This window comes from Ancylobacter vacuolatus, from assembly GCF_030813595.1.
GTDB lineage: Bacteria > Pseudomonadota > Alphaproteobacteria > Rhizobiales > Xanthobacteraceae > Ancylobacter > Ancylobacter vacuolatus.
In genome coordinates, this window is the sequence record NZ_JAUSUH010000012.1 from 46784 (window position 1) to 59153 (window position 12370).

Consider the following 12370-nt stretch of genomic DNA (forward strand, 5'->3'; position numbering starts at 1 on the left):
TCCTCAGCTTTCGGACTTGGGCGAGGGGCGCTGGTAGGGAACGAGCTCCAGCGGCTGGCCGGCCGCTGTGCGATCCTGCCCCTCGACCACTACGGTCTCGCCTGGCCTCAGGCCTGACAGCACGACATATTGCCGTTCCACAAGCGGCCCCAGTTCGACATCGCGGATGCCGGCGGCGTTGTCGCTCCCGATCACCGTGAGCTGGGCCTGTCCCGACGGGTCGCGACGCACGGCCTGCTGCGGCACCGTCAAAGCATCGGGGTAGATGGCGCTGGGCACTCTGGCGCGCAGATACATGCCCGGCAGCAACTGCCGATGCGGGTTCGGCACCTCCACGCGCATGGCAATACTGCCCGTGCCGGGATCCACAGTACTGTCGGAAAACAATATCTTGCCCGGAAACTCGTAGGGCTTTCCCGTGATCGTCAGAATCCCGACCGGAAGGACGTCGGCATGCTCGCTGCGGCCAGGATCGAGCCTTTCCTCCAGTTGCTCCCGACGGATGGAGGACTGACGGACATCGAGATAGACGCTGTCGATCTGCTGGACCACGGCGAGGGCGGTCGAGGCGCCGACGGAAGCCAAGCTGCCTTCGGTGGTGAGGGCCTGACCGATTCGACCGGCGATAGGGCTTCGCACTGTCGCATAGGACAGTTCGAGTTCGCGGCGGGTCACATTGGCCCTTGCCTCGGCGACACTTGCGCGTGCTTGCGCCTGCGCCGCCTTCGCGTCGCCGAGCGCTGCGGCGCTCGTGGCCTGTGACGCCGCCAGCGCCGTGACCCGTTCATGCTTGACCGTGGCATTGACGAGATCGGCCTCAGCCCGCGCCAGCACGGCCGAGGCGGCCTCGACATCGGCCGCGAACGGCGCGGGATCGATCTGGAACAAGGGCTGGTCCGCGGAAACCTCCGCCCCTTCCGTGAAGATCACCTTCCGCACGATACCGTTTACTTGCGGACGTATCTCGGCTGTTCGGCGAGCCGATACCCGACCGGGCAGTTCGTCGTAGACGACCACCTGACGCGGCTGCACCTTCAGGACGGAGACGCGGATGGCGCCGACGTTTGCTTCCACGCGCCCTTCGGCGGCATCGGATCTCGGGTTTACGGCCCCATCCGAGCAGGCGACGAGAACCATCGCCGTGGCGGCGATGAGAACAAGTATCAGGGATGGGCGAAGACGCATCATCACGGTCATCCGTCAAAGCGGTCCTGTCGCTCCGGGCGACCCCGCCTCTATCGATCCGCCGTGTCGATGCCGTGTGGAGGCAATGTTGCGACTTGATGGAGAGGCAGCGAGACCGCTCGACGCACGTGGCTGCGGATGACATCCATCGTGTTAGGAGACACCCATGACAGCCCTCGTTCTGATTGCTGAAGACGACGACGAGATCGCCGCGATCCTCGACGCCTACCTCGTGCGCGAAGGATTCCGGACGGTTCGGGCACGAGATGGCCGCACGGCACTCGACCTGCATCTCGCTCTGAAGCCGGACCTTGTCCTTCTCGACGTTACGATGCCCCGCCTCGACGGATGGGAGGTGCTGGCCGAGTTGCGACGCCGCGGAAGCACGCCCGCCATCATGATCACCGCCCTCGACCAGGACATTGACCGTATTCAGGGGCTGCGCATCGGGGCGGACGACTATGTCGTGAAACCCTTCAATCCGATCGAGGTCGTGGCACGCGCGAAGGCCGTCCTTCGCCGCTCGGGACTTGCAACGGCGGCGGGCGTCCTGCGGGTCGGCGATCTCACGATCGACCTCGATGCCTATCAGGCAAGCCTGGGCGCCGGCGCCGAGGCGATCCCGCTCGTCTTGACGCTCTCCGAGTTCCGCATCCTCGCTCACATGGCCCGAAACCCGGCGAAGGTCTTCACCAGAAGCGAACTGGTCGATGCGTGCCTGCCAGGTTCAAACGCGCTCGACCGCACTGTGGACAGCCACCTCAGCAAGCTGCGCAAGAAGCTCGAGCAGGCTGGCGCTGTGGGCTTGCTGCCCGGCGTGCGCGGCGTGGGCTACCGGCTGACGGCATGACATGATGGCCCCCCGTACCGGATTGAGCCGGCAGATTCTCATCGCCATGTCGGCGATCACCGTGACGGCCGGACTTCTGGTCTTCTTTGGGACCTATCTTGCTTACACGGCGATCGTCGCGTTCTACCCTATGCCGGACGCCGACGGGTCGCTGACGCTGACCGATCTCCTGATCGTCGGCGGGGTGATCATCATTACACTGCCCATCGCGGCCCTGATTTCCTTCCGTCTCGCGCGCCGGATCCTGGAGCCCCTGGAGTCGCTTGCCGAGAACGCACGACGCATCACGGCGGGTGACCTGACCGCCCGCGCGCGGGTCGGCGATCGCGCCCTTGGCGAGACGGCCGCCCTGATCGACGACTTCAACACGATGGCGCAGCGCCTGCAGGACATGGCCGCCGACATGGCCCTGTGGAACGCGACCATCGCACACGAGTTGCGCACGCCGCTCACCATTCTGAAGGGGCGCCTGAAGGGCATGATCGATGGAGTGTTCGAGCCGGACGAAAGCTCGCTTTCTGCACTGGTTCTGCAGGTGGATGGGCTGGCCCGGCTGGTGGAGGATCTGCGGACCGTGACGCTCGCCGACAGCGGTCATCTGGACCTGCGCATCCAGCCCATTCGTCTCGCACCGGAAATCGAGCAGATGGCCGAGCTGATGGCGCACGACCTGAGCACCAGCGGCTTCCAACTTGATCTCGATCTCGCCGACGTCGTCGTTGACGCCGATGCAACACGCATCCGCCAGGCCCTGCTGGCTCTCGTCACCAACGCGCGGCGCTATTCGGTTCGGGGCACGATAACGATCTCGCTGGCTGAGGAGGACGGGGAAATCCGGTTGGGTGTCGCCGATGAGGGGCCGGGACTTTCGCCCGGGATGACGACCCGTGTCTTCGATCCTTTCGTGCGGGGCGAGCCGGCCCGCTCGCCGGACATGAGCGGCAACGGACTCGGCCTGTCAGTGGTGCGCGCGATCGTGGAGGCGCATGGCGGTCGACTTCGCTACCGTGGCGCGCCGGGGGGCGGCGCGCTGTTCGAGATGATTTTTGTGAAGGCAAATCGTTCTCCCGCAGCACACGATGCGTAACGGGTGCGCTGCGGGGAACCGCGGCGCATTTCAAAGCATGCGTGGGAGAACGTCGGTCTCTCCGCCCTTGTCCTCAAGCCGGTGCTTCAGGGTGCCCGCTACGTGCAGAACGATGAGGGCCAGCAGGAGATAGGCGCTGTACTCGTGCAGCGCCTGAAACACCGCGAAGGCCGCATCGCTCTTCGGCAGGATCTCCGGCACATGCGAGAGGAAGAAGAACGGCACGCCGTCGCTGTCCGGGAAGCTGCTCGACATGGCGTAGCCCAGCAGCGGAGTGAGGAGCGTCAAAGCGACAAGCATCCGGTGAATGCCGTGGGAGAGCCATTTTTCCCAAGGTTTCAGAGCCTCTGGCTCATGTGGCAGCACCGCACGGTACCGCCAGCGCAGCGTGAGATGCAGCAGCGCCAGTAGCCAGACCAGGATTCCGAATTGCTTATGGTTGGGATACAAGATGCCGGCGGTGGGATCGTATTCGGCGCGGCCGGTCATATACCAGCCACACGCGATCAACCCCAGGATCAGAACTGCTCGCAGCCAGTGCAGGATGCGGATCGACACCGGATATCGGACACTGCGGCGTATTCGGAGCACTTCGGTCATGCAGCTATCCTTGTTCGGCCGGCTCCCTGCCGACACCCGTTTCGGTGAGACCTTATCCATCGAAGATCGAGGCTGCGTGCAGGTTGTGTGGAGGTCGCGTGGATCGCGCCCGCCATCGGTTCGGATGGCGCTTCCAAACGGTCGAACGCGATCTGCTGGCTCCTGCGCCTGGTTGCCCCCCCGGCCGCGTCACGACGAGGGGCGCTTGAACCGCACATATACACGCTGCCCCACCAGAAACGCGTCGCTGGCATCCAGGGAAACGATGCAGTCGGCCACGCGCACGTCCACCCGCTCGGCCACATTCTCATTGGAGCGACGGGTATCGAGGAACTGCCCCACCCGCAGCACCCGCCCAACAGTGGTCACGCGTTCATCACTCTCCGACACGATCTCGGCCTCAAGACCGGCCCTGATCTGGCGGACAAACTGCTCCTGGATCTCCGCCCGCACCACCAAGGGCGCATCCGGCAGGATGACGAACATCTCGGTGAGGGCCGCAGCCAAGACCGTATCCCCGCGCTTCACCGCGCGGCGCACCACCTCGCCGTCCAGAGCGGCGCGGATCTGGCGCTGGTCGAGCTCGAAGCGCGCGATGCCCAGTCTGGTCGTGGCAGCGGCAACCGCCGCCTCGGTCAATCGCACGTCAGCCGTTCCCGCCGCCAGCGCGGCTTCGGCTTCGTCCAGAGCCTGAGGGGTGATGGCCTGGGCTTTCGCGGCGCGGCGCAACCGTTCCACCTGACGGGCCTGTCCGTCGCGCCGGGCCTGGGCGGCCGATAAACGCGCCTGAGCTTCCGCTTGCTCCGCCACGGCGGCCTGAACGGCAAAGTCGGCCGCGCGTTCGTCCAGCACGGCCAGTACATCGCCAGCCTTGACCGGCTGGCCTTCCGTGACCCGCACCTCGCGCACGATCCCGTCACGCGCTGCGAGGACGCGGGAGAGGCCGCCGTCCACCTCCACCCGCCCGCGCCCCACCGCGATCACCGGAGACTGAGACAGAATGGCCGCAGGGTCCGATTCTCCGGCGGCGGGGGACAGCAAGGCCGCCAGTCCGGCCCCGAGGGAGAAGAACAGCAGGAGGCCCAGCGTTCCGGCAGCAATGAGAGACCAACTGCGCATCATAGGGGCTCCATGGGTTCGGAATGAGCCGGGCGACGGTCCCGCAGCAGGCGCCCGTCCTCCATTTCCAGCACGCGGTCCGCGCGTGCGATCAGGCGTGGGTCATGCGACACGCAGGCGACGACCGCGCCGGTGGCATGGGCGATCCGCCGCAACAGGTCGGTGACGGTGCCGCCATTGGTGCTGTCGAGGGCGCTGGTGGGCTCGTCCGCGAACAGGAGCGACGGTCGCTTGACCAGCGCGCGCGCAATAGCCACCCGCTGCTTCTCGCCACCGGAGAGTTCTGCCGGCCGCAGGTGCCGACGATGCCACAGGCCCACCATGTCGAGAGCCTCGGCGGCCCGCCGGGCCGCCCGATCCTGCGGCACCTTCAGATAGTCGAGCGGGATCTGCACCTGCTCCAGCGCGGTCAGGGCCGGGAACAGATTGAACCCCTGGAAGACGAAGCCACAATGGGCGAGGCGAAACGCGTCGCGCTCGGCATCGCTGAGCGCGCTCAGCTCAACGCCGGCGGCATACACGGTGCCGCTGTCCGGGCGGCTCAACCCGCTCATCAGCGAGAGCAATGTACTCTTGCCGCACCCGGATGGCCCGATGATGAGCGAAAGCTCTCCGGCCCACAGGTCCAGCGAGACGTCCCGCAGGGCATCGGTGCGGATGTTTTGCACCGTGTAGGATTTGGAAAGCATCCGCGCGCTCAGATTCGCCTCCATGGTTCAGCGCAACAGGGCGGCGGGGTCGGCGTGGCGCAGCCGGCGCAGGGCCAGCAGGCCGGCGACAAGCGCCACCGAGAGGACCACGGCGGCGGAGAACAGCATCATGCCCGCCCGCAGCTCGAAAGGGATGTCGTTCAGCCGTGCCAGCGCGGCAGCCAGAAGACTGCACACCAGCCCCATGCCGAGACCCACCGCACCGACCCAGCCGGATTGCTCGATCACGATCTTGCGCAACTCGGGAAACGAGACCCCCAGCGCCCGCAGGGTGGCATATTGGGTGATGGAGGCGGCCACGGCCGCCATCAGCGTCTGGCTCGTGATGAGCGTGCCTACCAGCATCGCAATGACGGTGGCAAAGACGAAGCCGATGCCCGCCCCGGATTCCAGCAGCCAGTAGCGCACCGAGAGGCCGGCCAGTTCCCCGGCGGTCCAGATCTCGAAGCCGGCGCTTCCCGGGATGGACGACAGATGGGCATGCACCGCCGAAATGTTCCGGGGCTCCGGCACCTTCGCCAGATAATAGGTCACGCTGTCAGAGGCGGAAATCGCGCTGTCCAGCATCCGCGCCGTACCCAGGGAGGCCACCACATTGACCCCGCCCATGGCGCGCAGGTTGCGCGTGGTTCCCACGACGCGGACCAGATGGCCATTGATCTCGGCCTTCTGGCCGATATCCGTCGCCAGCTTGTCGAGATCGGTTTCGTCCACCAGCACCGCACCCGGCTCCTGGAGCAGAACGCGCACCGGCGGCGACATCGCTTTGCTCAGGCCCACCCCATCCGGGCGCGGGTCGATGCCCACCAGGGTGACGCTGGTGCCGCCGCCCCGGGCGCCGCGCCAGTCGCCAGCGCCGAGCAGCAGGGCTTCGACCCGGGCGATGCGCGGGTCCATGTACAGGTTCGCGGCGATGCCGGGATCGATGGCGCGCCCGAGATCTGCGCTCTGCGTCCCCGGAAAGCCGATCCAGAGGTCGGCACCGGACTGGGTGACATAAAGCGCGTTGGCGCTGACAATGCCGAGCAGCAGCGCCCCCTGAACGATCATGAGAACGCCGGAAAAGGCCACCGAAATGGTGGCCGGCAGGAACCGGCGCCATTCATACACAAGGATTCTGCGGGCCAGGGGCACAGCCATCAGCGCGGCCCCGCAACGGCGGCAGAAGCCGACGCCCCGCCGATGGCCTTGTAGAAGGCGGCAAGCGAGAGAGCCTCGGTCTCGCGGGCCAGCACCAGCCGACGCCGGCGGTCCAGCACACCGGCGTCGGCCTCCGCCACCTGGCCGCGATCCGCCAGCCCTTCCCCGTTCAGCACGTGCATCTCGCGCGCCTTGCGCTCGGAAGCCTTCAGCGCGCTGCGCTGCTGGACGGTGGCGGCGCGGCTCGCGCGCCACTGGGCCTGGGCGGTCACCGCCTCCTGATAGGCAAGCAGCACGCTCTGCTGATAGGCCGCCACCGCCTCGTCATAGAGAGCCTGCCGCGCTCTCACCGCCGCCAGCCGGCGGCCATAGTCGAGCAGGGGAATTTCGAGCACCGGTCCCCCGGCCACGCCGAAGGGCGAGTTGGTGAAGGGGGCACCCACACCGATCGTGCCCACCAGCCGCAGACGTGGATAGAGTCCAGCTTGCGCGATACCTATCTCCGCCGCCGCCTCCAGCACCTTCTGCTCCGCCGCGCGCACGTCCGGCCTTGCTCGAAGCAGATCATTGGGCCGGCTTGCGTTTGGCGCCTGCGTCGATTGCGGCTGGTCCCCGGCACGGAGCAAGGCTGGATCGGGTGTCGAGGTGCCTAGCAAGGTCGCGATCTGCTGGCGAAGCGCGCTGGCGCGGGCCTCAAGGCTTGCCTGCTCCGCTTCAGCTTCCGCCACAGTCGCAGCAACCTCCATCTGGGCAGCGGAGGTGGCGAGGCCCGAGTGCACCAGCGCGGCTCCCCCCTGCATGCGCCGGCGCTGCGCGGAAACCAGCGCGGCCGCGAGGGCCTGCTGCTGCTGGACCGCGCGCAGGCTGATATAGGCGCTGGCCACTTCCGCCGTCATCGCCACCTGTACAGCCTCGACATCCGCGGCGAGAACCGCCTCCCCCGCATCGGCGGAGCGAGCCGTGTTTTCCGAGAGGCCGAACAGCCCCACGTCCCAGCTCATGTCGAACCCCGCCATCAAGGGCCGGCGCAGCGGATCGCTGTTGTCGATCTTGGGCGTCGCGGCCACGGCGGTGCCGCCAGCGCCAAGCGTGGGCAGGAACAGGGAATGCGCGGCCGAAGCCTGCGCGCGGCCGGCGACAAGGCGGGCGCGCGCCTGGGCGAGCGTGAGATTGTCCGCCGCCGCCCGCTCCACCAGATGGTCGAGAACGGGATCGTGGAAGGTCCGCCACCAAGCGGTGAGGTCACGCGGGACAGCGGGCACCCCGGTGTTTGCATAGGCAGAGACATCGGCCGTCACATCGGAGGGGTCGAACCCGGAAGAAGCGCAGCCTGCCAGAAGAAGCCCTCCGAGAAGCACAGCGCCGGCAGCCGCCAACCCGCGGCGCGGCGACCGCAAGCACACGCTTCCCGCAGGCCCTCGACCGAGCCGGATGGGCGTTGGCACAGACCACATGAGCGCCCGTTCCTCTTGCCGATATACCGGAGACGTCAGAGCCGCGACTGCGACGCGATGCGATGAACGCCCGCCCGCAGCCGCACCAGCCGGCCGGCAGGCTTGGGCGCCGGCATGCCCTGCCGATATTGCCGCTGCATTACGTCCGCCCCCTGCGGCGCCCGCACCCGCTCCAGAAGGTCGAGCGTGCGGGCGATGGCGATGTTCCGCTGCCGGTCGAGAGTCACGATGTGGTAGCTGTCCTCCAGCACGGTGAGGTCGACCGCGCCACCCAGCCGACTGGCGATATAGGTGCTGTTGCGCAGGCTGCTCACGTCATCGTTGCGCGCGTGCACCAGCAGTGTCGGCACGCTGATGCCGGGCAATTCCGGGACGACCTTCGCCACCAGGCGCAAGAGTTCGCGCACCGCCGGACCCGGCGTGCCCGCGAGGCCGGCTGCGCTGCTGTCGCCGCTGTTCATGGCAGCCACGAGATGCGCCCGGATCCGCTCGTCGCGGATGCCGTAGGGCTCGCGCTCCATGAAGCGGTAGCGGGCACCGAAGGGCGTGTAGACGGCGAGCCGCAGCAGGAAGCGGTACCAGGGAATGGACCAGCCATCGTACCACAGGGTAGGAGCATACAGCGCCAGCCCGTGCACCTGCCGGGGACGCTCGGCCGCCAGATGCAGCGCCAGCACGGCGCCGAGCGAGAGGCCGCCGACGACGATGCGGTCACAGCGCTGCGACAGGCGCTGGTAGGCGGCATCGACACTGGCGGACCAATCCTGCCATCGCGTCGCCAGCAGGTCGCTCTCGCTGCCGCAATGGCCGGCAAGGGTGCAGCAGAGGGCGGTATGGCCTGCCGCGTGCACGGCCCGCGCCACGCGCTTCAGCTCGATGGGGGTGCCGCCCAGTCCGTGGATCAGCAGGACCCCGGTCGAGCCACCTTCATAGAGAATGTCATGTTCCGATGGGGCGGGGAGGCTCTGCATGGGGGGGACCTGTAGGCGCGAGGGAAAGGCGGAGGCGTGCAACAGGAGAGCGCTCAGGCGAGCACGTCGTCGAACAGGCGCAGCAGCTGGGCATTGGCATCAGCGTTCAGCGCCTCATGGGGCTGGGTCACGAGCGGGCGGCAGGAGCGGTCGAGGAACGCCAGCACCCGCCGCCAGGGATCGCCGAGCCGTGGCGGCGAGTAGTCGCCGCATACATCAACGCCAATGATGGCGTGTCTCTCGGCCACCTCCCGCACAAGGGCCATGGCATGCGCGAGGCGCATCTCGCCCTGGTCCCAGTTTGTCACCACCTCGTCGGGAGCGAACACGTCCTTGTCGATGGTGATCCAGACGTCGCGGGTGGGAATGCGGCGGCTGAGGTCGGCCACGAAGCCGGTCCAGGCGGCGCCACCAACCGTGTGCCAGTGCAGACGATGCCCCACAGCCGGTAGCCCCTTCGGGCGCGGCAGCGCCGGCACCAGCCGGGACGGCGGATGGCGCCACGGGTACACCTCCAGCCGGCGTGCGGCGATGGCGGCGAGATTGGCGCCCTTCAATTGCGGCCATGCGAGGTCATCGCTGCACGGACCTATGGTGATGACCTTGGCGACGTTGGCGTTTTCGAGCGCCCGGTTCACCCAGGCCCCGCAGTTGAAGGTGGCCGGGAAGGTCACCCAGTCCGGGTGATTGTCCAAATGGATGACGGTTACCGGCATTTTCCGTCGCAGCAGGAAGGCTGCCGTCAGATGATGAAAATCGCCGGAGCCATAGAATATCACCTCCGGCCCGGGGCCGCTGTCCATTACCTGCTCCAGCCGCTCCAAGAAGGCCCGGATGGCGGAACGGGACGCGGCGAGGCGCAGGCGTGGCGCGAGATCGCGCAGGTCCGCGTGGCACGCCATGCCGGCGGCGACGCGCGCGAGAAGGGGCGGCTGCGCGGCCACGGAGCCGTCGAGATCGAGGACGCACAGCCGCATGATTCAGTCTCGGGTCACGCGAATGAGCAGCGCGTCCAGCAGTTTGATAGCGAGGTCGATCTCCTCCCGCGTGATGAGAAGCGAGGGCGCCAGGGTGAGGACATTCTTGTGGTAGCCGCCAATATCGAGCACGAGGCCCTGGCGCTTGCCGCCGACCACCAGATCCCCCGCCAGCGCGACCTCCACCATGCGGTCCACCAGCGCCTTGTTGGGCGTGTAGCCATCGGCTTCGCAGATCTCCATGCGGAGGGCGAGACCCAGGCCGTCCACATCGCCGATCACCGCGTGACGGCGCTTCAGTTCCTCAAGGCCGGCGAGGAAATAGGCGCCCTTCGCGGCGACCTGCGCACCGAAGTCCGCTTCCTCCACCATGCGCAGGGTTTCCAGCGCCACGGCCGTGCCGAGGGGATTGGAGGCGAATGTGGAATGGGTGGAGCCCGGCGGGAAGACGGTGGGATTGATCAGTTCATCCCGGGCCCAGATGCCCGAAAGCGGATTGAGGCCATTGGTGATGGCCTTGCCGAACACCAGGACATCCGGCGTGACGCCAAAGTGTTCGATCGACCACAGCTTCCCGGTGCGGTAGACGCCCATCTGGATCTCGTCCACGACCAGCAGAATGCCGTATCGATCCAGAACCTTCTTCAGTTCAATGAAGAAGTTCTTCGGCGGAATGACATAGCCGCCCGTGCCCTGGATCGCCTCGACGAAGAAGGCCGCGCATTCGGCCTCGCCGGCCTTGGGGTCCCATACGCCATTATATTCACTCTCGAACAGGCGCGCGAACTGCTGCACGCAATGCGCCCCGTACTCCTCCTTGTCCATGCCCTTCGGACCCCGGAAATGATAGGGAAAGGGCACGAACAGGGCCCGGTCGAAATGACCGTAGCGGCGGCGATAGCGATAGGATGAGGTGATCGCGGAGGCGCCAAGGGTGCGGCCATGATAGCCGCCCTCGAAGGCGAACATGGTGCCCTTGCCGCGCTTGGCGTTACGCACGAGCTTCAGGGCGTCTTCCACGGCCTGCGAGCCGCCCACATTGAAATGCACCCGCCCGGAGGCGCCCCAGGTCTTCTCGGCACGTTGCGCGATGAGCGCGGCAAGCTCGATCTTTTCCGCATGCAGATATTGGCTGGCCACCTGGGGCAGGCGGTTGAGCTGACGGGTCAGGGCCGTATTGAGCCGCGGATTGCCATAGCCGAAATTGACCGCCGAGTACCACATCTGAAGGTCCAGATAAGGCAAGCCCTCGGCATCATAGAGATAGGAGCCTTCGCAGCGGTCGAAGATCTTCGGAGCCGTGTAGTGAACCGTATCACCATGGGAGCAATAACGGGCCTCCAGCGCAAGAAGCCGCGCCTCTTCGCTGGCTTCTTCATGGACAGGGCGCGCCAGATGGGCGGTGGCAGGTGTCATCACAAGGTTCCTTGCGTAGTGAGGGGGAGAGTCGCATCCGCCAGCCAGTGCGCGACGGCGCCGAGGTGCGGAAGCGGCAGGAAAGGAATGCCGTTGAGGCGGCAGTGCTCCGCCAGCTTGGCCTTGGCGAACACCACGCTGGCGGCTTCGGCGACGCAGAAGTCGGAGCGTCCATCGCCGACGAGAATGGTGGAGCCGGACCGTGCAGAGGCTGAGAGGCACTTGCAGGTCCCCGCCTCGCAATACGGCGCGGCATGGGGAAACTCGAGGCCCCACCGTCCTTGCGGCAGACCGACAAGCCGATTGGCGACCACCCGCACACGCAGCCCGAAGCGGTCGAGAACCCGGGCGATGACCCGGTCAAAGCCGTCGGACACGATGGTCAGCGCGACGCCTTTGTCCCGGCAGACGTCAACAAGCTGCGGCAGGTGCGCATCCACTTCGATGCCATCAACCAGCCGGTCGAGCGCGGCGGGCGAGGCCTGCATGAGCGCCACCTGTTGGCTCATGCAGGCACGCGAGCCGATGCGCCCGGTCACCCATTCCCGTTCGATGTCATGCCATTGGGGATCCGCAAACGCCGAAAGTATCAGGTCCGTCGTGTCGTGCCGTGAAATGGTCCCATCGAAGTCCAGAAGGATATTGAGCCGATCAGTCATTGCATTTGATTCTGATTGCACGTGAAGTCGCCAAGTTTTGCGACACGCACTATCTCGCAATCCGACATTACGGCTACATTACACCGAAGTAATTTAGACTATTCATTGCGACATTATTCAAATAATGGCGCATGTTTGGCGCCTATTTGGCGCAATTTTGAAAAATATAAAGTAGAAGTCTTCTGTGACCCGTTCGCGATCT

The 12370-nt window shown here is 66.4% G+C and carries 12 protein-coding genes; 2 read left to right on the top strand and 10 right to left on the bottom strand.

Annotation, left to right across the window (positions count from 1 at the left end):
* Positions 1-3: 3 nt before the first annotated feature.
* Positions 4-1197, bottom strand: coding sequence for an efflux RND transporter periplasmic adaptor subunit (locus J2S76_RS20445; RefSeq protein ID WP_307063551.1), 1194 nt, complete (start codon positions 1195-1197; stop codon positions 4-6).
* 154 nt (positions 1198-1351) lie between these two features.
* On the opposite strand from J2S76_RS20445, the gene J2S76_RS20450 reads away from it, so the two are divergent.
* Together J2S76_RS20450 and J2S76_RS20455 are read left to right on the top strand one after the other, a co-directional pair.
* The gene (locus tag J2S76_RS20450) at positions 1352-2035 is read left to right on the top strand and encodes a response regulator (RefSeq protein ID WP_307063553.1); all 684 of its coding nucleotides are present in this window, start codon (positions 1352-1354) and stop codon (positions 2033-2035) included.
* 1 nt (position 2036) lies between these two features.
* Positions 2037-3122, top strand: coding sequence for an ATP-binding protein (locus J2S76_RS20455; RefSeq protein ID WP_307063555.1), 1086 nt, complete (start codon positions 2037-2039; stop codon positions 3120-3122).
* A gap of 30 nt (positions 3123-3152) precedes the next feature.
* Here the strand turns inward: J2S76_RS20455 and J2S76_RS20460 are convergent, their stop codons facing one another.
* The 9 genes from J2S76_RS20460 to J2S76_RS20500 all read right to left on the bottom strand — a co-directional run bounded on the left by J2S76_RS20460 (position 3153) and on the right by J2S76_RS20500 (position 12168).
* Positions 3153-3722: a cytochrome b gene (locus J2S76_RS20460; protein WP_307063557.1), complete on the bottom strand. Its 570-nt coding sequence runs from the start codon at positions 3720-3722 to the stop codon at positions 3153-3155.
* Between the two features lie 189 nt (positions 3723-3911).
* Positions 3912-4841, bottom strand: a complete 930-nt coding sequence (locus J2S76_RS20465) for an efflux RND transporter periplasmic adaptor subunit (protein WP_307063559.1) — start codon at positions 4839-4841, stop codon at positions 3912-3914.
* Positions 4841-5554 (bottom strand): ABC transporter ATP-binding protein, encoded by a 714-nt coding sequence (locus tag J2S76_RS20470; RefSeq protein WP_307063561.1) that lies wholly within the window; start codon positions 5552-5554, stop codon positions 4841-4843. The genes J2S76_RS20465 and J2S76_RS20470 overlap by 1 nt, the downstream gene beginning before the upstream one ends.
* A 3-nt stretch (positions 5555-5557) precedes the next feature.
* On the bottom strand, positions 5558-6691 hold the full coding sequence (locus J2S76_RS20475; RefSeq protein WP_307063564.1) for an ABC transporter permease: 1134 nt from the start codon (positions 6689-6691) through the stop codon (positions 5558-5560).
* Complete coding sequence (locus J2S76_RS20480; protein WP_307063566.1) at positions 6691-7953, bottom strand: TolC family protein; 1263 nt, start codon at positions 7951-7953, stop codon at positions 6691-6693. The genes J2S76_RS20475 and J2S76_RS20480 overlap by 1 nt, the downstream gene beginning before the upstream one ends.
* A gap of 227 nt (positions 7954-8180) precedes the next feature.
* Entirely contained in the window at positions 8181-9116 is a 936-nt protein-coding gene (locus tag J2S76_RS20485) for an alpha/beta hydrolase (protein ID WP_307063568.1), read from the bottom strand.
* 53 nt (positions 9117-9169) lie between these two features.
* Positions 9170-10093 (bottom strand): arginase, encoded by a 924-nt coding sequence (locus J2S76_RS20490; protein ID WP_307063570.1) that lies wholly within the window; start codon positions 10091-10093, stop codon positions 9170-9172.
* A 3-nt stretch (positions 10094-10096) separates the two neighbouring features.
* Positions 10097-11509 (bottom strand): aspartate aminotransferase family protein, encoded by a 1413-nt coding sequence (locus J2S76_RS20495; RefSeq protein WP_307063572.1) that lies wholly within the window; start codon positions 11507-11509, stop codon positions 10097-10099.
* Positions 11509-12168 (bottom strand): HAD-IB family phosphatase, encoded by a 660-nt coding sequence (locus J2S76_RS20500; protein WP_307063574.1) that lies wholly within the window; start codon positions 12166-12168, stop codon positions 11509-11511. The genes J2S76_RS20495 and J2S76_RS20500 overlap by 1 nt, the downstream gene beginning before the upstream one ends.
* Positions 12169-12370: the final 202 nt, after the last annotated feature.

What these genes read in the sequence shown, in the direction of transcription:
- J2S76_RS20445 (WP_307063551.1), bottom strand. Translation starts at nt 1,197, where the DNA reads ATGACCGTGATGATGCGTCTTCGCCCATCCCTGATACTTGTTCTCATC.
- J2S76_RS20450 (WP_307063553.1), top strand. Translation starts at nt 1,352, where the DNA reads ATGACAGCCCTCGTTCTGATTGCTGAAGACGACGACGAGATCGCCGCG.
- J2S76_RS20455 (WP_307063555.1), top strand. Translation starts at nt 2,037, where the DNA reads ATGATGGCCCCCCGTACCGGATTGAGCCGGCAGATTCTCATCGCCATG.
- J2S76_RS20460 (WP_307063557.1), bottom strand. Translation starts at nt 3,722, where the DNA reads ATGACCGAAGTGCTCCGAATACGCCGCAGTGTCCGATATCCGGTGTCG.
- J2S76_RS20465 (WP_307063559.1), bottom strand. Translation starts at nt 4,841, where the DNA reads ATGCGCAGTTGGTCTCTCATTGCTGCCGGAACGCTGGGCCTCCTGCTG.
- J2S76_RS20470 (WP_307063561.1), bottom strand. Translation starts at nt 5,554, where the DNA reads ATGGAGGCGAATCTGAGCGCGCGGATGCTTTCCAAATCCTACACGGTG.
- J2S76_RS20475 (WP_307063564.1), bottom strand. Translation starts at nt 6,691, where the DNA reads ATGGCTGTGCCCCTGGCCCGCAGAATCCTTGTGTATGAATGGCGCCGG.
- J2S76_RS20485 (WP_307063568.1), bottom strand. Translation starts at nt 9,116, where the DNA reads ATGCAGAGCCTCCCCGCCCCATCGGAACATGACATTCTCTATGAAGGT.
- J2S76_RS20490 (WP_307063570.1), bottom strand. Translation starts at nt 10,093, where the DNA reads ATGCGGCTGTGCGTCCTCGATCTCGACGGCTCCGTGGCCGCGCAGCCG.
- J2S76_RS20495 (WP_307063572.1), bottom strand. Translation starts at nt 11,509, where the DNA reads ATGACACCTGCCACCGCCCATCTGGCGCGCCCTGTCCATGAAGAAGCC.
- J2S76_RS20500 (WP_307063574.1), bottom strand. Translation starts at nt 12,168, where the DNA reads ATGACTGATCGGCTCAATATCCTTCTGGACTTCGATGGGACCATTTCA.